Below are 19,619 nucleotides of genomic sequence, written 5' to 3' on the forward strand. Positions count from 1 at the left end.
TTGCGGAAGTAGTTCAGTGGTAGAACACCACCTTGCCAAGGTGGGGGTCGCGGGTTCGAATCCCGTCTTCCGCTCCATATTCGGGGCCTTAGCTCAGCTGGGAGAGCGCCTGCCTTGCACGCAGGAGGTCAGCGGTTCGATCCCGCTAGGCTCCATCTTTAAACCTAAGACTATATGGTCTTAGGTTTTTTTGTTTTCCAAAAATGGTTCGGAGGAGTTATTGAGTCATTTATTTAACAGAAAACTCTGTATATATATACATAATTTTGTCGAGTTGAGTCATCTCCCTTTTTGAACGTACAATAGAGGCACAGGCTTCTAATAAGGGGGATGATTGAGATGAAAGAAAGAATATCAATTATTGGAGTACCAATGGATCTTGGACAAATGCGCCGCGGTGTCGATATGGGGCCGAGTGCGATTCGATATGCCGGTGTTGTTGAGAGATTAGAAGGGCTCAGCTATAAGATTGAAGATAAGGGCGATATTGAGATTGGTCGTGCGAACAGAGAAGAAGAAGCAGCCAATAACCTGAGAAATTTGAAAGCGGTGTCAGAGGCCAGTGTGAAGCTTTCAGATCAGGTGGATGAAGCGATCAAATCGGGTTCTTTTCCACTTGTTTTCGGCGGAGACCACAGCATTGCAATCGGGACGCTTGCAGGGGTGTCAAAGCACTATGAGAATCTCGGAGTCATCTGGTACGATGCCCATGGCGATTTAAACACTGGAGAAACGTCACCATCAGGCAATATTCATGGTATGCCTCTTGCTGTCAGCATTGGAATCGGTGATGAGGCACTCACGAGAATTGGAGGCTACACACCTAAAGTAAAGCCTGAGAACATTGTGATTATAGGTGCCAGGTCGCTTGATCAGGGTGAGAAAGAGCTGATTAAGGAAAAGGGAATCAAAGTATATACCATGCATGAAATTGACCGCCTTGGTATGACGAAGGTGATGGAGGAAACCATCGAGTATTTGAAGGAACGTACGGATGGAGTTCATCTATCATTGGATCTTGACGGACTTGACCCTCATGATGCACCTGGTGTCGGAACACCTGTTATTGGCGGCATCAGCTACAGGGAAAGCCATCTTGCCATGGAAATGCTTGCAGAATCAGAGATTATCACATCAGCAGAGTTTGTTGAAGTAAATCCGATTCTTGATGAAAAAAATAAAACCGCAACAGTTGCTGTTGCTTTAATGGGCTCTTTATTCGGAGAGAAGCTCAAATAATAACGGGTACAAAAGGCATAGCCGATTGAGGCTATGCCCTTTCCATTTTTACGGGATTCTTTTAAGATAGATTTAAGATAAACCTCCTCAAAAGCCATCTACAGGACACCTAAAATTTGTTAAACTATTTTTATGTGAAAAAAAATGAAACCTTTTATTCGGCTTATACGTAATAAGGGGAATCCGCGATTTGTGCGGAGGTAAGGGGTATCATGGAGACGATCGTAAAAAACAGAATTAAACAAGTGAAAAAAGGCGACCAGAATGCATTTGCCGAAATTGTAGATCTGTACAAGGACAAGATTTATCAGCTTTGCTACCGCATGCTTGGGAATTCTCATGAGGCTGAGGATATTGCTCAGGAAGCGTTTATACGGGCATACGTCAATATTCACAGCTACGATATGGATAAAAAGTTTTCAACATGGCTGTACCGCATAGCAACGAACCTGACAATTGACCGGATCAGAAAGAAAAAGCCCGATTACTATCTGGATGCAGAGGTCGCCGGAACAGAGGGGCTCACTATGTATTCCCAGGTTGCAGCGGATGTTGCGCTGCCTGAGGATCAGGTTGCGACAATGGAACTTCAGCAAATGATTCAGAAAGAAATTTTAAAGCTCCCTGATAAATATCGGTCGGTCATCGTATTAAAGTATATAGATGAGCTTTCTTTAATTGAAATCAGTGAAATTCTCAATATGCCGATCGGGACGGTAAAAACAAGAATTCACAGAGGACGGGAAGCTCTCAGAAAGCAATTAAGGCATTTATAAGTAGAGGTGATGTTAAGTGAAATGTTCAGAGGAAATGATCGAGCGGATTCATCAGTATCTTGATCATGATATTAAGCAGGCGGATGAAAGGATCCTCAGAGAACATCTTCAGTCATGCACTGAATGTGCACAGCACCTGCATGAACTGGAGAAATCCATCGCCCTGGTGCAAAGCACCTCACATATTGAAGCTCCGTCTAATTTCACGCAGGCAGTTATGAACAGCCTTCCTGAAGAAAAGAAGCGAGTAGGCGTTGGCAGGTGGCTTAAAGGTCATCCGATGCTTGCGGCTGCCTCCCTGTTTGTGCTGCTGATGACAGGAAGCCTGTTTTCTTCCTGGTCGGGAGATTCAGACTTCAGTGTATCCAAACAGCCGAATCTGGTTGTTGAAAATAATACGGTTATCGTTCCTGAAGGCGAAACGGTTCAGGGAGATGTAACAGTCAAGGGCGGTACATTGAAGATCGAGGGAAAAGTAGAGGGAGATGTGACTGTCATTAACGGTGAGCGGTATATGGCTTCAGCCGGCCAGGTGACAGGCAAAGTTGAAGAAATTGATGAAGCCTTTGAGTGGATCTGGTTTCAAATGAAGTCTCTTGCAAAAGAGGTCGTCGATATTTTTCAGTAATGGGCCCCGGCGGCCTTTTTTTATTGTCTGAAAGGGGTGCCGTGATATATGGACTCTGGAGCGCAGGCTGTCCGTCCTTAAATGACTACAATACGGTTTAATTGCAGATTATATGATATAATATCGTAGTTATAGTCCTGTGCAAATGACTAAAACTGATGGAGGAAGAGAATATGGCACTTGAGGATTTTCCATTCTTGCACTACCTCGGCATCGCCGTTGATATTCTCCTGGTTTGGTTCGTTATATATAAGTTGATTATGGTGATACGGGGCACGAAGGCCGTTCAGCTTTTAAAAGGCATTATCGTGATTATCCTCGTTCGGACACTCAGCCAGTATTTAGGGCTGCAAACATTGCAATGGCTCATGGACCAAGCGTTAACATGGGGTTTTCTTGCGATTATTATTATTTTCCAGCCTGAGCTGCGGAGAGCACTGGAGCAGCTGGGACGGGGAAAACTTTTCTCAAGAAGCGGGGCCCCAGAGGAGGAAGAACAGCAAAAAATTATTGATGCCATCCTGAAAGCAACGGATTACATGGCAAAACGCCGTATCGGCGCACTCGTAACAATTGAAAAAGAAACAGGGATGAGCGATTACATAGAAACGGGCATACCGCTTCACTCAGCTTTATCTTCTGAGCTTTTAATCAATATTTTTATCCCGAACACTCCGCTTCATGACGGAGCTGTCATTCTTCAGAAAAACCAGATTGCAGCAGCAGCCTGCTACCTGCCTCTTTCTGAAAGTCCGTTTATTTCAAAAGAGCTTGGAACGAGGCACCGCGCAGCAGTCGGCATCAGTGAAGTAACAGACAGTATTACAATCGTTGTATCGGAGGAAACCGGAAGTATTTCGGTAACGAGAAACGGCGAGCTTCACAGAAATTTGACGGTTGAAGCTTTGAGTGAGATACTCGTTTCGGAATTTGGAAAACAGGCGAAAGCCGCTTCTTCAAACCTGTGGCAGTGGAGGGGGAAGAAGAATGGATAAGATGATAAACAATCATTGGGTCATGAGAATCATCGCGCTGCTTATGGCGCTTATGCTCTATATATCTGTCAACATCGAATCTCCTGCACCAAAGAAGCAGACGACAGGACCTGTTACATCTGTCTTCCCTTCTGCACCTTCTCAATCATCTAAAGGGACAGAGACCATTCAGGATGTAGAAGTAAAGACGTATCAGGACCAGGACAATGTGGTGATAACAGGTGTTCCGGAGACCGTCGATGTCACATTAAGCGGGCCGACCAACTCCCTTTTGAAAGCAAAGCAGCTGAAGGACTTTGAAATTTATGCCGAGCTGTCTGACCTTTCAATCGGCTCACACAGAATTGAACTGAAGCATAAAAATATAGCGGATAACCTGGAAGTGAATTTAAATCCTTCGGTCATTACGGTGAATGTAGAAGAAAAAGTAACACGTGATTTCCCGGTTGAAGTGGATTTTATTAATAAAAACCAGATAGTAGCCGGATATACGGCACAGGATCCGATTGTAAAGCCAAGTGTTGTCAGGGTAACAGGATCCAAAACCCTTATTGACAGCATTGCGCTGATCAAAACAAGAGTGAACCTGCAAAATGCGAATGAAACATTGGAGCAGGAATCAAAGGTGACGGTGTACGACGAAGACGGCAATATCCTTCCTGTTGAAGCCTATCCGTCCGTTGTAGACGTGACGGTGCCGATTACAAGCCCGAGCAAAAAGCTGCCTTTAAACATTAAAAATGAGGGCGAGCTTGGTGAAGGAATCAGCATAGCGAGCATTGAGGCTGTGCCGAATGAAGTGACCGTCTATGGTCCGCAGGATGTTCTGAATCCTCTTGAATTTATTGACGGGGTGACAGTGGACCTGAGCAAGATCAAAGATGACACCGTACTGGATGTTGATATCCCCGTTCCTGACGGTGCGACTAAAGTAAGCCCGGAAAAAATACAAATTAAAGTTGACGTTGATAAGGAAGAAGAGCGCGTATTTGAGAATCTGCCTGTCCGGATCAGAGGACTTGGTGAAGGGAAAATCCTTCAGTTTACAGATCCTGAATCAAGGGAGCTTGATCTGAGTGTAACAGCAGCGCCGAACGTCCTTGAGAAGATGAAGGCTTCCGACCTCGAGCTTTTCATCAATGTGAATGACCTGTCGGACGGTGAACACGACGTGAAAGTTGAAGTGAACGGACCTCAGGACATTAAGTGGAGCCTGCCGCAAGAGCAAGTGAACGTAAAGATTTCTTCTAAGCAATCATGATGATTGAAACAGTCAAAAGGAGCGATACTAGAATGGGAAAGTATTTTGGAACTGATGGTGTAAGAGGCGTTGCAAACAGTGAGCTGACACCTGAACTGGCATTTAAAATCGGACGCTTTGGAGGATATGTTCTGACAAAGGATTCAACACGTCCAAAAGTGCTGATTGGAAGAGATACACGCATTTCGGGACACATGCTTGAAGGTGCCCTTGTAGCGGGACTTCTTTCAATCGGAGCAGAAGTTATGCGTTTGGGAGTCATTTCAACTCCAGGCGTTTCATATTTGACAAAAGCACTTGGAGCCCAGGCTGGCGTGATGATTTCAGCATCCCACAATCCTGTTCAGGATAACGGCATTAAATTCTTTGGCCCGGACGGATTTAAATTGTCAGATGACCAGGAGTTTGAAATCGAAGGACTGATGGATCAGGCAGAAGATACACTTCCAAGACCTGTAGGATCAGATTTGGGACAGGTAAACGACTATTTTGAAGGCGGCCAAAAATATCTGCAGTTCCTGAAGCAGACAGTTGATGAGGACTTTACAGGTCTTCACGTTGCGCTTGACTGTGCACACGGAGCGACTTCATCCCTTGCAACGCACCTTTTTGCAGACCTTGATGCAGATGTTTCCACAATGGGAACAACGCCGAACGGCCTGAATATCAATGACGGTGTAGGATCTACTCACCCTGAAGCACTTGCTGCCTTCCTGAAAGAAAAAGGAGCGGATGTTGGACTTGCATTCGACGGCGACGGCGACCGCCTTATCGCTGTTGATGAAAAAGGCGATATCGTCGATGGCGATCAAATCATGTTCATCTGTGCAAAATTCCTTAACGAACATGGCAGATTGAAAAAAGAAACGGTTGTATCAACGATTATGAGTAACCTTGGTTTCTACAAAGCAGTTGAGGCGAACAACATGAAGAGCGCTCAAACAGCTGTTGGTGACCGCTACGTTGTAGAAGAAATGAAAAAAGGCGATTATAACCTGGGCGGAGAGCAGTCAGGGCATATCATTTTCCTTGACCATAATACAACCGGCGACGGCCTTCTTACAGCAATCCAGCTTGTAAATATCATGAAAGTAACCGGAAAATCTCTATCTGAGCTGGCTTCAGAAATGGCGAAATTCCCGCAGCTTCTGATTAATGTGAAAGTGACAGATAAGCATGCAGTTACAGACAACATGAAAGTAAAACAGGTCATTGCTGAAGTGGAACAGGAAATGAACGGAGACGGCCGCATCCTGGTGCGTCCTTCCGGTACAGAGCCACTGGTCCGCGTGATGGCTGAAGCTCCGACTGCAGAGCTTTGCGAGCAATATGTGTCACGCATCGTGGCTGTAGTAAAAGCTGAAATGGGAACAGAATAAGCACGTAAATGGAAAAGACCTGCCGGCACTGGCAGGTCTTTTTTAACTAAAATTCACAGACATAATCGATACATTTGCTGCCCCATACTAAATATACCTCATTGTCTCCTCCCGACAGGTTTGAAAAACCGGATGAACAGGGTATGAAAGCGGGGGAACAATCTTTTTCATAATTCATATACTAAAGGGTGCATCTTTCTGAATCACAAAACGAATTGACGATTTGATTGTCGTATAGTAAGATTACTTTTGTGTTTTGATTTTAGACAGAGAAAGGAGCATAGTTAGTACGTTTTACGAAAAGCGCCTGAACTAAGCAGATCGAAAAAAGCTTAGTTGACGAGGATGGAGGATTATCGAAAGTTCGGCGGATGCCTCCCGGTTGACGATTACAGCCGCAAGCTCTCTCCTGAAAACAAAGAGGCAACTTTTTGCACAAAGGGAAGAACGTAATCACCTAAAAATATAGACATGTGTGAGGGGACAGATTAACAGGTCCCCGAGACTTGGCCTGTCCCCCGCCTAATGGGAGGATACTTTAGTATGTGCGGAATCGTTGGATATATAGGACAAAAGGATACAAAGGAAATTTTGCTTCGCGGTCTTGAAAAGCTTGAGTACCGCGGTTATGATTCAGCTGGTATTGCTGTAATAAATGAAGACGGAGTTCATGTGTTTAAAGAAAAAGGCCGCATCGCCATTCTTCGCGAAGAAGTAGATGCGAATGTTCTTTCTACAGCTGGAATCGGTCACACCCGCTGGGCGACTCATGGCGCCCCTAGCAAACGCAACTCACATCCCCATCAAAGTGCTTCAAGCCGTTTTACGCTTGTTCACAATGGTGTCATTGAAAACTATTCAAGCCTTAAACGTGAATACCTTCAGGACGTAGCTCTTGCAAGTGACACAGACACAGAAGTTGTGGTACAGGTTATTGAGAAGTTTGTAAACCAGGGTGCAGATGTTGAAGAAGCGTTCAGCAAAACACTGTCGATCTTAAAAGGCTCTTACGCCATTGCCCTTTTAGATGAGCAAAATCCGGAAACAATCTTTGTTGCAAAAAACAAAAGCCCGCTTCTAGTCGGTCTTGGTGACGGCTTCAATGTTGTTGCATCAGATGCAATGGCTATGCTGCAGGTTACAGACCAATTTGTAGAGCTAATGGATAAAGAAATCGTCCTTGTAAAACGCGAAGCTGTTACGATTAAGACCCTTCAGGGTGAAGTTATTGAGCGTGCTCCATATACAGCTGAGCTTGACGCAAGCGATATCGAAAAAGGAACATACCCTCACTACATGCTTAAAGAAATCGATGAGCAGCCGCTTGTTATGCGGAAGATCATTCAAAAATATCAGGACGACCAAGGCAAGCTGTCGATGGACCCGGCTATTGTCGATGCAGTGAATGCTGCTGACCGCCTTTACATCGTGGCGTGCGGAACAAGCTATCATGCCGGACTTGTCGGTAAACAGTTCATTGAAAAATGGGCAAAGAAACCTGTTGAGGTTCATGTTGCGAGTGAATTCTCTTACAACATGCCGATTCTTTCTGAAAAGCCGCTGTTTATCTTTATTTCACAAAGCGGTGAAACAGCAGACAGCCGTGCTGTACTTGTTCAAATTAAAGAGCTTGGCTACCAGGCACTAACGATCACTAACGTACCTGGTTCTACGCTTTCACGTGAAGCAAACCACACGCTTTTGCTTCATGCAGGACCTGAAATTGCCGTTGCTTCTACAAAAGCATATACTGCGCAATTAGGCGTACTTGCGATCCTTGCAGCAGTTACAGCTGAAGCAAGAGGCATTGACCTAAGCTTTGATATCGTAAAAGAAATGGGTATTGTCGCAAACGCAATGGAAGTCCTTTGCGATCAAAAAGAAGAAATGGAATACATTGCACGCGAATACCTTTCTACAACACGCAACTGCTTCTTCATCGGCCGTTCAGTCGACTACTATGTAGGACTTGAAGGCGCCCTGAAGCTGAAAGAAATCTCCTACATTCAGGCAGAAGGTTTTGCCGGAGGAGAGCTTAAGCACGGAACGATCGCACTAATTGAAAACGGCACGCCGGTTATCGCGCTTGCAACACAGGAGCATGTTAACCTAAGCATCCGCGGAAACGTGAAAGAAGTAGCAGCACGCGGAGCCAACCCATGCATTATCGCCCTTAAAGGCTTAGAAGAAGAAGACGACCGTTTCGTTCTTCCTGCTGTACACGAAGAACTGACGCCGCTTGCTTCTGTCATTCCGCTGCAATTGATCTCTTACTACGCAGCTCTTCACAGAGGTTGTGACGTGGATAAACCGCGTAACCTTGCTAAGAGTGTGACGGTTGAGTAAATCATACAGATAAATAAATGAAAACGGAGAAGGTCATTAAGACCTTCTCCGTTTTTTGTTTAGTGGAACTTCTGTCACCTATTTTCGTCTAACTGAGTAAGGGGGAGTTGGTATGAAATTACATAAGCTTATCTTCATTTTGACAATAGGGGTTTTATTTTTTCTAACAGGATGTGCAGAGGATCCTGACTATGAAGAACAATATATTGAAGTTGAAAAATGGGCAGGCGATGATAACATTTATAAAGTTGATAGAGAAATTACCAGCACTAAAGAGGTTGATGAGGTCAGAAAAGCTGTGGATCAAGCTGATTGGACAACAGCGAAAGCAAGCATGGCGCGTCCTGCTGATTACAGGTTTACCTTTCAATTTACGGATCGCAGAATCGACGCAAAAGCTGTTCTTTACGAGCTTTGGATAAGTCCTGATAAAGACAGAGTGGAACTCGTTATAGACGCTGAGAGCAAGTATGCTCAATTAAATAAGAAGGATTCCGCTGTGGTGATTGAGATCGTGACTGGAGATGAATAAGAAACTTTCTTCAAATATACAAAAAAGGAGCGGGGCTTGAATGAAACCCCTGCTCCTTTTTTCTATTAATAAACCTTATCCCCATTAAAGATCGAATTTTTCACAACGACGTAATCCACCGTGCGGATGGCATCAAGTTTCGTTCCGCCTGCATAGGAGATTGATGACTGCAGATCCTGCTCCATTTCAGTGAGCGTGTCCTTCAATGAGCCCTTGTGTTCAACGTACATTTTTTTGCCTTCGACGTTTTTCTTTTCGCCTTTTTGGAATTCAGAAGCTGATCCGAAGTATTCTTTGAAAAGCTTTCCGTCCATTTCGATGGTTTCACCAGGAGACTCCTCGTGTCCTGCGAACAGGGAGCCGATCATGACCATGGATGCTCCGAATCGAACAGACTTCGCAATGTCACCATGTGTGCGGATGCCGCCGTCTGCGATGATTGGCTTAGTTGCCGCCTTTGCACACCAGCGAAGTGCAGCAAGCTGCCAGCCGCCTGTTCCAAACCCTGTCTTGATTTTCGTGATGCACACTTTGCCCGGTCCGATTCCGACTTTTGTAGCGTCAGCGCCGGCGTGCTCAAGCTCTCTCACTGCTTCAGGAGTTCCAACGTTGCCTGCGATGACAAAGCTTCCAGGAAGATGTTTCTTAATATGTTTGATCATTTCGATGACCGCGTTTGAATGACCGTGGGCGATATCAATTGTAATATAATCAGGCACCAGATTCTCAGCCGCAAGTTCTTCAATAAAGCCGTACTCTTCCTCTTTAACACCGACGCTGATTGAAGCAATCAGGCCGCGTGATTTCATATCCTGGATGAACGCGCTTCTTTTCTCAGGCTGAAAACGGTGCATGATGTAGAAGTAGCCGTTTTCTGCAAGGTTTACAGCAATTGTTTCATCAATAATCGTCTGCATATTGGCAGGTACGACAGGAAGTTTGAATGTATGGTTTCCAAGGGCAATGGTTGTGTCACACTCAGAACGGCTGTTCACAACACATTTTGCAGGTATTAATTGAATATCTTCATAATCGAATACATTTTCCATGTAAAATACACCCCTAAATACGAATGTTATTGTTAAGTTAACTTTTAATTGTTCGTCCATTTGGTACTTTACATCATTTGTATGGTTATGTCAAAGATTTTTAGAGAAAAAAACGAAGATTAATAGGGTGAATTTCAAAGTTAAGTAAACCTTTTCAATGGGAAAAAGGAGGTGTCAGCGTATGAGAAGTGCTGTGAAATGGGGGTTGCAGCGGATGGGGAAGTGGGATGGAAAGATCGTGCAGTAAAGCTGAGTTAGCAGCACAAATCAGTTATCCGGCTCAGCTGAAAATGCGGTAAACATGAGTTAGCAGCACAAAAGGGGAATCCGGAGCAGCCGAAAGAGCGGTAAAACAGAGTTAGCAGCACAAACCAGGTATCTGGAACAGGAGAAAGTGCGCTATACATAAGTTAGCAGCATAAACCAGGGAGCCGGAACTGCCGAAAGTGCTGTAAAACCGAGTCAGCAGCACAAACAAAGGAACCGGAACAGCCGAAAGTGCGCTAATGTTTTGCAGGCAGGACCTCGGCGGATTCGGTTACTGCTTCGATCGCCGATGTGATGCACTTCATTCCTCCTGCTGACTGACTAATCAAGTGCCGCTAGTCAACCCCTTTTTTTCGGTAAAAACTACCGCTATTCTTGCAAACTAGTATTCGTATAAAATAAAGCTATGAAAACACTTAAATCTTTTTCTCTTATGTTGTTGGTTGTCGCTCTAGCCTTTGGATTCAGCAGTCAAGCAAGTGCTGCAAGTACATACACAGTTAAAAGCGGGGATACGATGTGGAAAATCGCATCGAAGTATCAGGTTGGCGTTTCTGAATTGATTAAAGCCAATCCAAATGTTAAGAATGCTAATATGATCTATCCAGGACAGTCTCTTAACATCCCTTCTGGAAGCGCTTATCAAAGCATGGAAAGCGAAGTGGTTACGCTTGTAAATAAAGAGCGTGCCAAATACGGTTTAAAGCCGCTTGCCGCCAACTGGGAGGTTGCCCGTGTTGCACGGTACAAATCAGAAGATATGCGTGACAAAAACTACTTCAGTCACACATCGCCTACATACGGCTCTCCATTTGATATGATGAAGAGCTTCGGCATTCAGTATAGCTATGCAGGTGAGAACATTGCTGCCGGACAGACTACAGCTCAAAGTGTTGTAACTGCCTGGATGAACAGTGAAGGACACCGCAAAAACATTCTGTCTTCTAATTTCAAGGAAATCGGTGTTGGGTACGCCAAAGGCGGATCTTACGGCCACTATTGGACGCAGATGTTTATCAGCAAATAATGGACAAGGAGGAGACAGGGCAATCCGTTTACGGGTTGTCCTTTTTTATGCTTTGAAAAACTTCTTATCATAAGCGGGAGTTCTGTTTTCATTTTTTTAAAAAACCCACTATAATAAGCTTAGATGAAATTTAGAGTGCATAGAGAGAAATGGAGGACACTCATGAAGCAGGCAAGCCCGAGAGTAGGTACGTTTAAGAGGTTTATCCTTAACAATAGATTTGTTCTGTTTCTTCTGATTCTGCTTTTGATTGGATTAAACATTCTTGTTTTTATGCAGGTATCGTTTATCTTTACACCGATTGAAGTGCTGATTAAAACCATTCTTCTGCCCATCATCATGGCAGCGATTGTCTATTATCTGCTGAATCCCGTGGTGGATTTTTTTGAACGGAAAGGCGTACGGAGAATTTATTCTATTTTGCTCCTGTTTGTTGTGATTGCAGGGCTGCTGACCATCCTGATTGTGTCGGTCATTCCGTTTTTAAAAGCGCAGGTTCTGAGTTTGATTGAAAGTTTTCCTCAATATACAAAAGATGTAGAGCTGCTTGTCATGCAGGTGGTCGGCAGCGATTTTGTTGATCAGGCACAGAAAACGCTGAATATTAATGTTGCGGATCTGTCAAAGCAGGTGTCTGACCAGGCTTCCACAATCATCAATAATATGTTTGCGGGAATCGGGAATATTGTAGGAATCGTAAAAGACTTCATCCTGGCGATTGTGACACTGCCGTTCATTTTGTTTTATCTGTTAAAGGACGGAAAAAAACTTGGGCCATATGTTCTTAAATTTTTGCCCGTCAACCTCAGAAGTTCTACATTTAAAGTGATGCATGAAATGAATCAGCAGATCAGTTCATATATCCGCGGACAGATTATTGTCAGCTTCTGCATTGGCGCGCTTATGTATGTTGGCTTTTTAACGATCGGTCTTGAGTATGCTTCCCTGCTTGCCCTGATTGCGGCATTTACAAGCGTTGTTCCGTATCTTGGTCCGGCAATTGCCATTACACCGGCTTTTATCATTGCGCTTGTCACATCACCGTTAATGGTTTTGAAGCTGATCATCGTATGGACTATTGTTCAATTGATTGAAGGGAAGTTTATTTCGCCTCAGATTATGGGACGGAATCTTCATATTCATCCGATTACCATTATTTTCGTGATATTGACGGCTGGGAATCTGTTTGGAGTAGTGGGGATTATCCTTGCAGTACCGGGATATGCCGTGCTCAAGGTCATTGTGACCCACCTGTTTGAATGGATGAAAATCCGCAGCAATATGTATGAACAGAAAGGGATTGAATGAAGCATTTCTTCTTTAGAGAAGAGATGCTTTTTTGCATACTCAAACGAATAAACTTTTCAATAAAGGGTATATAAAAAAGAGCAGGAAAGTTTGAATACGAAAGGGAGTATGAAACATGTCAGAAGCATTATTTACTACATCGGTTACAGCAGTAGGCGGACGGGAAGGGAAAGTACATTCATCAAATGACGTCATCAACATGGATATTGCCATGCCGGGCTCACCGAGAGCGGACAGAGTGCCGAATGCAACAAATCCTGAGCAGCTCTTTGCAGCGGGATATGCGGCCTGCTTTGACGGAGCCCTTCAGCATATGGCAAGAAAAGAAAAAGTGAAGTTTGATTCTGAAGTAACGGCCAATGTCAGCTTCCTGAAAGACGAGTCCGACGGAGGCTTCAAGCTCGCGGTAAAACTCGACGTAAAGGGAACCGGCATTGAAAAGGACAAGCTTGAAGACCTCGTTCATAAAGCTCATGAATTCTGCCCGTATTCAAAGGCGACAAGAGGGAATATTGATGTGACGCTTGAAGCGCAGGCTTAAATTCTTATGAAAATGGTGCTTACTCAATTGAGTAGGCGCCATTTTTTTGCCCTGTCGAAACAGCAGTGCCGTTATTTAGGTCAATGTTGACAATCAGCAGAAAATACCTTAAAATTATCTTGAATTCGAGATATCAACTCATGTTTATATAGATAAAGGAAAGAGAAACTATTTTTAAAGGAGAGATGTTTCAATGAAAACAGCGGGTATTCACCACATTACGGCCATTGTCGGCCATCCGCAGGAAAACGCTGATTTTTATGCGGGAATTCTTGGGCTTAGATTAGTGAAACAAACGGTTAACTTTGATGATCCTGGGACGTACCATCTTTATTTCGGAGATGAAGGGGGAAATCCTGGAACGATTATTACTTTTTTCCCTTGGCCGGATGCGTATCAGGGCACGATTGGAGACGGCCAGGTCGGTGTAACGTCTTATGCTGTTCCAAAAGGAGCTCTGCCGTTTTGGGAAGAAAGACTTGGGAGATACGGCGTGCCGTTTGAAAAAATGGGGCGGTTTGGCGAGTCATTTCTTGTGTTTGACGATCCTCATGGACTGCATCTTGAGCTTGTTGAGAGGGAAGAAGGAAAACAGAACGCATGGGAGTTTGGCGGTGTAACAGCCAATGTTGGGATAAAAGGTTTCGCAGGTGCAACTCTCCTGTCCTCACGTCCTGAAAAAACGGCAGAACTTCTTGAAAAGGTGATGGGATATGAAAAAGTGGCCGAAGAGCGGGACTTTATCCGTTTTCGTTCAACGGCTGATATCGGAAACATCATTGATTTGAAGATGACTCCGATTGGACGGGGAAGAATGGGAGTAGGCACCGTTCATCACATTGCTTTCCGGGCAGAGGATGACAGCAATCAGCTTCAATGGCAGCAGCATGTCGCAAGGAGCGGCTATCAGGTGACACCTGTGCAGGACCGTCAGTATTTTAATGCGATCTACTTCAGGGAGCACGGTGAGATCCTGTTTGAAATCGCAACAGATCCTCCAGGCTTTGCGCATGATGAAGAGGTGCTTGGTGAAAAACTTATGCTGCCGGAGCGGTATGAGCCTCAGAGGGACAAGATTGAGAAGGTGCTTGCACCGTTTGAAATAAGAGAAGTGTAAAAACCAAAAAAACCCCGACTCTGCATGAGTCGGGGTTTTACACATTTTTAAAGAAACAGCACCATATGCTCTTCATCAAAATAGATGCCGTTCGCTTTAAGGGCTCTTTTTTCATAGCCATATACTGAAAAGCCAAGAGAGGAGTAGAGATGCCGTGCAGACTGGTTGCTGCTGACAACAGAAAGCTGCAGCTGCTCTGTGTCTTCAAGCTGACCGGCATGGTTAATAGCCGACGTCATAAGCTTCCTGCCGATTCCCTTTCCCCGGTAAGCAGGAGAGACAAACATCGCGAAGATAGAGGCTTTATGTTTGAGTTTCGCTTTCGTTTCAGGGACAAGCGTAACAACCCCTGCAAGTGCATCCCCGTCAAAAGCGCCAAACGTAAATGTATGCTCAGCATCAAGTCTTGCTTTAAAGAAGTCGATTGTATAAAGCTGCTCTTCTTCATAGCTTGAGCCAAACGCTTCGGGGCTCGATTTCAGGCCTTCAAGGCGGATGCCGCGGTATGCGGCGGCATCATGTCCGTTTAGAATCCGGATATTCATAGGTTCCTCCAATAATGATTTTAAGTAAGATTGCAGCGCCTGAACGATTTCATTCAGCCATACTTCTTCTGATGCTCTTTCTTCAATTTTAAATAGTCTTCATCTTCTCTGATTTTAATCCATTTCTCTTTGAAAATAGAAGCAGATTCCGCTTTTTCATCGTCAATGTCACGCTCGTGAAGGTCGCCGTCCTCCTTATACTTTCGACCGCCTTTATAATTGGCGTAGCGTCTGGCACGGGTGTAGCCCATCTGGATGAATTTCCGCGCCATGTCCATACCGACAAAATCGCCTTTTTCTTTGTACTCCTCATACATCGTGTAAATCGTTTCCGAAGATTCCCTCGCAATCACAGGCGTTTTAAACCGCCAGTGGGGAAGGATTTCTCCTTTATAAGGTTCAACAAGCAAAACGCCCTGCTCTCCTCTGCCGACCCGGTACTTTTCGGGATTCTTGCGAAAATCCGTATGTTCGAAGTCCTCATCATAATTAAATGCCATGTCCATCACCTCTGTACTCTTTACCCGAAAACAAAGAATGTTATCTGAAAATGGCAGCATACAAACCGGTCAAAACAAGTGCGGCAAACATGACGGCTGCGACAGCCTTCCTCCTGCTGAATTCAGGTTTGGGTTTTTTATAGCCAATCTTCCGGCTGACAAGTTTACCGGCTGTGAAATGGCTGATGTAATAGGGAACAAGAATGACGATCACATACAGCCAGAAAAGCGGATTGAACACAATGAAGAAAAAAATGAACACCGGCCAGAAAAGAATTCCGGCTGTTCTTCTGATGAAAGAATGAGTCTGCAGGATACGAAGCAAATACCTGTGCAGAGCATATTCCGTTTTCAGCATGTCGAGGTATTGCTCTCTGTAATCCTGATCTTCAGGGTCAATTGCAGCAGCGCTGCGGCTCAGCTCTCTTGCCTGCTTGAAATCGCCGCGGTTGAAGGCCGTATTGGCCAGAGTATAGTAGACGTAGGGATTATCCTCATTGCTTTTCAAAGCCATCTGCTCGTATTCTTTTGATTGTTTCTTTTTCCCTGCAAGCAGGAGAAGGTTGCTGTACGCTGCAAGGTATGTGGCCTCTTCGGTTTCATGAACAAGTGCAAGCTCCATGAGCCCCAACGCCTTCTTCCGTTTATTCTTTTGCAGGGCTCTGAGCGCTTTAAGATAATAGAGGTGCGCAGTGTCCGGGTAGAGGTTGAGAGCACTTTCTGCAGCCGCATCAAATGCTTTCCATTCCCCAAGATTGAACAGGGCCATAACAAGCATGAGGTGACCAGTAAAGTCTTCCGGATCTTTACTGAGGGCTTCCTTTGAAAAATGGACTGCTGCGGGATAATCTTCCTTATCAGCATAGATCCTGGCAAGAAGTGAAAACGAACGGGCATCCTCCGGATTTGACGCAATAAGGGCATGTGCTTCCTCAATCGCCTGGCTGTAACTTTTCCAGTCTGTCAGTTTGCGGATCCTCTCCTCATAAAAGCTGAACATCAGCGGATGCCATGTGCTTTCATATAGTCCAGAACGTGCTGATAATCCTTATTTGTATCGCTGAACGTTGCATAGTTCTTGGCGGTTGAAAACCATTCAAGCGTCGTAGGGTTCCGGTTCTTTGCGGCTTTTAGGAGATCTGCATGCGACATTGGCTGCAGGGAGCCCTGTTCGAGTGAGCGTTCAATGGCTTTTGATACGGCATCATCCACAACCTGAGTCAGATCAGCGCCTGAGAAGTGCGAGGTTGCCTTAGCCACTTTCGATAAATCAAGTTTTTCCTGTGGTTTATCTTTTGTTTTGAGCGTCAAAATCAGCTCGCGCTCATCCTGTGAGGGAGGCGGGATGAAAATGAGAGAGTTGAACCTTCCCGGTCTCCGCAGCGCCGGGTCAAGATACCAAGGCGTGTTCGTCGCCCCGATGATGTAAACCTGTTCGTTGAACGACTGCAGTCCATCAAGCTCCAAAAGAAGCTGATTGACAATCATCCGGTCGTGGTGCTGACTCATGCGGTGCCGGTTTCCCCCAAGGGCGTCAAGCTCATCAATGAACAGCACACAAGGCTTCTGCTCCCGTGCTTTCTCAAAAACATCATGCAGATTGTGCTCGCTCTGGCCGACATACATGGAAAGGATCGCCTGCAGCTCAAGGTGGATAAAGCTTGCATTGATTTCTCCTGCAATCGCTTTTGCCAAAAATGTTTTCCCGCATCCCGGAGGCCCGTAAAGCAGAAGGCTGCCGCCGCTCTTTTTACCAAAAGCCTGAAAAAACTCAGGCGACTGGATCGGCATAATAAAATCCATGCGAATCCGCTTTTTTACATCCTCAAGTCCGCCGACATCATCAAATGTCTCCTTCGGCTGAACCGTCTCAACCAGGCTGTTTTTATCCTTATCAAACTGAATCACTTTCAAATTTCTGCGCTTTTTATCATCATCTGAGCTCACAACCATACCTCCTGTACTGAACAATCATTCTTCTTTGATACTAGCAAAATATGAAAGTATTTCCAAGATGAAGAATACCTGGTTGGGGAGGGAGTTAAAACGACCGGGAATGCATGATTTACATCCAACTATTGCAGATTTACAGCCAACATCCTATCAAATCCCAAATCATTGACATCTGCCTGCAGCGGGTGTATAGTAAATCTATAATATCTCGAATTCAAGATAATTTTATGGAGGGATTTACATGCTGCCGTTAAAAGGGATTCACCATGTATCAGCCATTACAGCAAAAGCACCTCAAAACTATGAGTTTTATACGAAAACACTTGGTCTTCGGTTAATTAAGAAAACAGTTAATCAGGACGATGTATCTGTGTATCATTTGTTTTACGGGGATGAAAAAGGAAACCCGGGCACGGAGCTGACGTTTTTTGAAATCGCCAATGCAGGCAGAGTCCACGAAGGAGTCAACAGCATTTCCGCCACATCGCTCCGCGTGAAAAGCGATGCGGCACTAACCTACTGGAAGCAGCGCTTTGAGGAGCACAATGTGGAGCACGGAGACATTGCCGAAGCATTTGGCCGCCTGACTCTTCCTTTCAGAGATTTTGAAGGGCAGCGCCTGATTCTGGTATCTGATGAGAACAATTCGGGAGTTACCGCCGGAACCCCTTGGGACAAGAGCCCGGTCCCGGCTGAATATGCGATTACCGGACTTGGTCCAGTCAGGCTGACAGTGGCCGTTGCCGAAAGAACAATAGAAATTCTGACAGACATTCTCGGTTTCCGGGCGAAAGGCAGTTATCCGTCCGAGGCACCCGGCCAGCCGGACATTCAGGTGTTTGAAACAGGAGAAGGCGGCACGGGAGCAGAGGTTCATATTGAAGAGCGCCTTGATCTGCCGCAGGAGCGTCTCGGTCGCGGAGGTGTTCACCACGTGGCATTCCGCGTTGAAAATGAAGAAGAGATGCACAAGTGGATTGAGAAACTGAAAGCTGAACGCATACCGAGTTCAGGATTTGTAGACCGTTTTTACTTCCGTTCCCTGTACTTCCGCGAGCCGAACGGCATCCTGTTCGAGCTTGCAACAGATGGCCCGGGATTTGATACGGATGAGGAACTTGAGCATCTCGGCGAAGCACTCGCTCTTCCTCCATTCCTTGAGCCGCGTCGTGCTGAAATTGAAGCAAAGCTGAAGCCCCTGGATACATCACTCAGCTGACACAGTAAAACCCCGGCCTGATTTTCAGGACCGGGGTTTTAGGTTTATTCATTAACTGTACAATAAAAACTTAAAGGACAAGGTCTCAATTAAACGTTTGTTTAATATTTATTTAATGGATTAAAGCACTTGATTGCAGGGTATGGAAAGAGAGACAAGATGCTGTTCACAATCTATTAAGGAGTGAAACGATGATCACGGTGCCTAAATATTTGCTTGAAAAAGAAGATATGACCAATCCTGAAATCGTTCCCGAATGGGTCATCAGGGAATATCAGAATTTCAGAAGTGTCGTCACAAATAAAACCTTTCCGTGCTACTTCGGCATGGCAGCCGAAAAAAAAGGAGAGCTGAGATATGCGTACATATCAAAAGAAGACTGGTCCAATCTGCCGGAAGCCCTGATTGCGTTTAAAAAGCTGTTTGATGAAGCCGAGAAGCTCATTCGCCATGGTCTGTTCGTGTTCGTTGAACCGGAGGAGGACGAGAAATCGATTCCGTACTACCGGGAGTATTTCTGGAATGTGCTTCAGTACCTTCATGATATCGACAAAGAGCCTTGGCCGAAGGATTACCCGCAGGATCCGGATCATCATCTTTGGGCATTTTCGTTTGCCGATGAGCCGTATTTCGTTTTTGGAAATGCCCCCGCCTACAAGCAGCGGAAAACAAGAGACCTCGGGGCAAGCTTAGTGCTTGGTTTCCAGCCGCGCCGCATTTTTGAAGGGCTTGAAGGCACGTCAGAGGGAGGCAGCATGTCCCGCGAAAAAGTGAGAGAGCGGGTAGAAAAGTGGGATCAGCTTCCAAAGCACCCGAACATCAGCCACTACGGGGACCCGGATCACAGAGAGTGGAAGCAGTACTTCATCGGAGATGACATTGAACCCATACAGGGCAAATGCCCTTTTCACCATAAATAATAAGCAGAAGCTGCCCG

General features: G+C 45.2%; 19 protein-coding genes and 2 tRNA genes. 16 read left to right on the forward strand and 5 right to left on the reverse strand.

Annotated features, from left to right (window positions below):
• Positions 1 to 2 precede the first annotated feature (2 nt).
• The 10 genes from AZ46_RS18855 to AZ46_RS18900 all read left to right on the forward strand — a co-directional run bounded on the left by AZ46_RS18855 (position 3) and on the right by AZ46_RS18900 (position 9,156).
• Positions 3 to 77: transfer RNA gene (locus AZ46_RS18855), tRNA-Gly, on the forward strand.
• A 5-nt stretch (positions 78 to 82) separates the two neighbouring features.
• Positions 83 to 155 (forward strand) — tRNA-Ala (locus tag AZ46_RS18860).
• 184 nt (positions 156 to 339) lie between these two features.
• Entirely contained in the window at positions 340 to 1,239 is a 900-nt protein-coding gene (rocF, locus tag AZ46_RS18865; RefSeq protein ID WP_029286226.1) for an arginase, read from the forward strand.
• 212 nt (positions 1,240 to 1,451) lie between these two features.
• Positions 1,452 to 2,015 carry an RNA polymerase sigma factor SigW gene (gene sigW / locus AZ46_RS18870; RefSeq protein WP_029286228.1) on the forward strand — a complete coding sequence of 188 codons (564 nt, stop codon included), beginning with the start codon at positions 1,452 to 1,454 and terminating at the stop codon, positions 2,013 to 2,015.
• A 16-nt stretch (positions 2,016 to 2,031) separates the two neighbouring features.
• The gene (locus AZ46_RS18875; protein WP_029286231.1) at positions 2,032 to 2,643 is read left to right on the forward strand and encodes an anti-sigma factor family protein; all 612 of its coding nucleotides are present in this window, start codon (positions 2,032 to 2,034) and stop codon (positions 2,641 to 2,643) included.
• A 173-nt stretch (positions 2,644 to 2,816) separates the two neighbouring features.
• Positions 2,817 to 3,638, forward strand: a complete 822-nt coding sequence (cdaA, locus tag AZ46_RS18880; protein ID WP_029286233.1) for a diadenylate cyclase CdaA — start codon at positions 2,817 to 2,819, stop codon at positions 3,636 to 3,638.
• Positions 3,631 to 4,899, forward strand: coding sequence for a CdaR family protein (locus AZ46_RS18885; RefSeq protein WP_029286235.1), 1,269 nt, complete (start codon positions 3,631 to 3,633; stop codon positions 4,897 to 4,899). The genes cdaA and AZ46_RS18885 overlap by 8 nt, the downstream gene beginning before the upstream one ends.
• 32 nt (positions 4,900 to 4,931) lie before the next feature.
• Positions 4,932 to 6,278 (forward strand): phosphoglucosamine mutase, encoded by a 1,347-nt coding sequence (gene glmM, locus AZ46_RS18890; protein WP_029286237.1) that lies wholly within the window; start codon positions 4,932 to 4,934, stop codon positions 6,276 to 6,278.
• Between the two features lie 543 nt (positions 6,279 to 6,821).
• Complete coding sequence (gene glmS, locus AZ46_RS18895; RefSeq protein ID WP_029286239.1) at positions 6,822 to 8,624, forward strand: glutamine--fructose-6-phosphate transaminase (isomerizing); 1,803 nt, start codon at positions 6,822 to 6,824, stop codon at positions 8,622 to 8,624.
• 112 nt (positions 8,625 to 8,736) lie between these two features.
• The gene (locus AZ46_RS18900; protein ID WP_029286241.1) at positions 8,737 to 9,156 is read left to right on the forward strand and encodes a hypothetical protein; all 420 of its coding nucleotides are present in this window, start codon (positions 8,737 to 8,739) and stop codon (positions 9,154 to 9,156) included.
• A gap of 65 nt (positions 9,157 to 9,221) precedes the next feature.
• Here the strand turns inward: AZ46_RS18900 and guaC are convergent, their stop codons facing one another.
• A complete protein-coding gene (guaC, locus tag AZ46_RS18905; protein ID WP_029286243.1) occupies positions 9,222 to 10,205 on the reverse strand; it encodes a GMP reductase in 984 nt (327 codons plus the stop codon).
• A 673-nt stretch (positions 10,206 to 10,878) separates the two neighbouring features.
• Here guaC and safA point away from each other — a divergent pair.
• The 4 genes from safA to AZ46_RS18925 all read left to right on the forward strand — a co-directional run bounded on the left by safA (position 10,879) and on the right by AZ46_RS18925 (position 14,465).
• Positions 10,879 to 11,499, forward strand: a complete 621-nt coding sequence (safA, locus tag AZ46_RS18910; protein ID WP_081870249.1) for a SafA/ExsA family spore coat assembly protein — start codon at positions 10,879 to 10,881, stop codon at positions 11,497 to 11,499.
• A 162-nt stretch (positions 11,500 to 11,661) separates the two neighbouring features.
• Entirely contained in the window at positions 11,662 to 12,807 is a 1,146-nt protein-coding gene (locus tag AZ46_RS18915) for an AI-2E family transporter (RefSeq protein WP_029286247.1), read from the forward strand.
• Between the two features lie 115 nt (positions 12,808 to 12,922).
• Entirely contained in the window at positions 12,923 to 13,348 is a 426-nt protein-coding gene (locus AZ46_RS18920) for an organic hydroperoxide resistance protein (protein WP_029286248.1), read from the forward strand.
• Positions 13,349 to 13,541: 193 nt separating this feature from the next.
• Positions 13,542 to 14,465 (forward strand): ring-cleaving dioxygenase, encoded by a 924-nt coding sequence (locus AZ46_RS18925; RefSeq protein ID WP_029286250.1) that lies wholly within the window; start codon positions 13,542 to 13,544, stop codon positions 14,463 to 14,465.
• Between the two features lie 47 nt (positions 14,466 to 14,512).
• Here the strand turns inward: AZ46_RS18925 and AZ46_RS18930 are convergent, their stop codons facing one another.
• The 4 genes from AZ46_RS18930 to AZ46_RS18945 are packed head-to-tail and all read right to left on the reverse strand — an operon-like array spanning position 14,513 to position 17,463.
• Complete coding sequence (locus AZ46_RS18930; protein WP_029286253.1) at positions 14,513 to 15,010, reverse strand: GNAT family N-acetyltransferase; 498 nt, start codon at positions 15,008 to 15,010, stop codon at positions 14,513 to 14,515.
• A 53-nt stretch (positions 15,011 to 15,063) separates the two neighbouring features.
• The gene (locus AZ46_RS18935) at positions 15,064 to 15,510 is read right to left on the reverse strand and encodes a DUF4385 domain-containing protein (protein ID WP_029286255.1); all 447 of its coding nucleotides are present in this window, start codon (positions 15,508 to 15,510) and stop codon (positions 15,064 to 15,066) included.
• A gap of 40 nt (positions 15,511 to 15,550) precedes the next feature.
• Entirely contained in the window at positions 15,551 to 16,510 is a 960-nt protein-coding gene (locus tag AZ46_RS18940; protein WP_029286257.1) for a tetratricopeptide repeat protein, read from the reverse strand.
• On the reverse strand, positions 16,510 to 17,463 hold the full coding sequence (locus AZ46_RS18945) for an ATP-binding protein (protein ID WP_029286259.1): 954 nt from the start codon (positions 17,461 to 17,463) through the stop codon (positions 16,510 to 16,512). Before AZ46_RS18945 ends, AZ46_RS18940 begins: the two co-directional genes overlap by 1 nt.
• Before the next feature lie 244 nt (positions 17,464 to 17,707).
• On the opposite strand from AZ46_RS18945, the gene AZ46_RS18950 reads away from it, so the two are divergent.
• On the forward strand, positions 17,708 to 18,682 hold the full coding sequence (locus AZ46_RS18950; protein WP_029286261.1) for a ring-cleaving dioxygenase: 975 nt from the start codon (positions 17,708 to 17,710) through the stop codon (positions 18,680 to 18,682).
• 191 nt (positions 18,683 to 18,873) lie between these two features.
• Entirely contained in the window at positions 18,874 to 19,602 is a 729-nt protein-coding gene (locus tag AZ46_RS18955) for a YqcI/YcgG family protein (RefSeq protein WP_029286263.1), read from the forward strand.
• Positions 19,603 to 19,619: the final 17 nt, after the last annotated feature.

It is taken from the genome of Metabacillus indicus LMG 22858, from assembly GCF_000708755.2.
Classification (GTDB): domain Bacteria; phylum Bacillota; class Bacilli; order Bacillales; family Bacillaceae; genus Bacillus_P; species Bacillus_P indicus.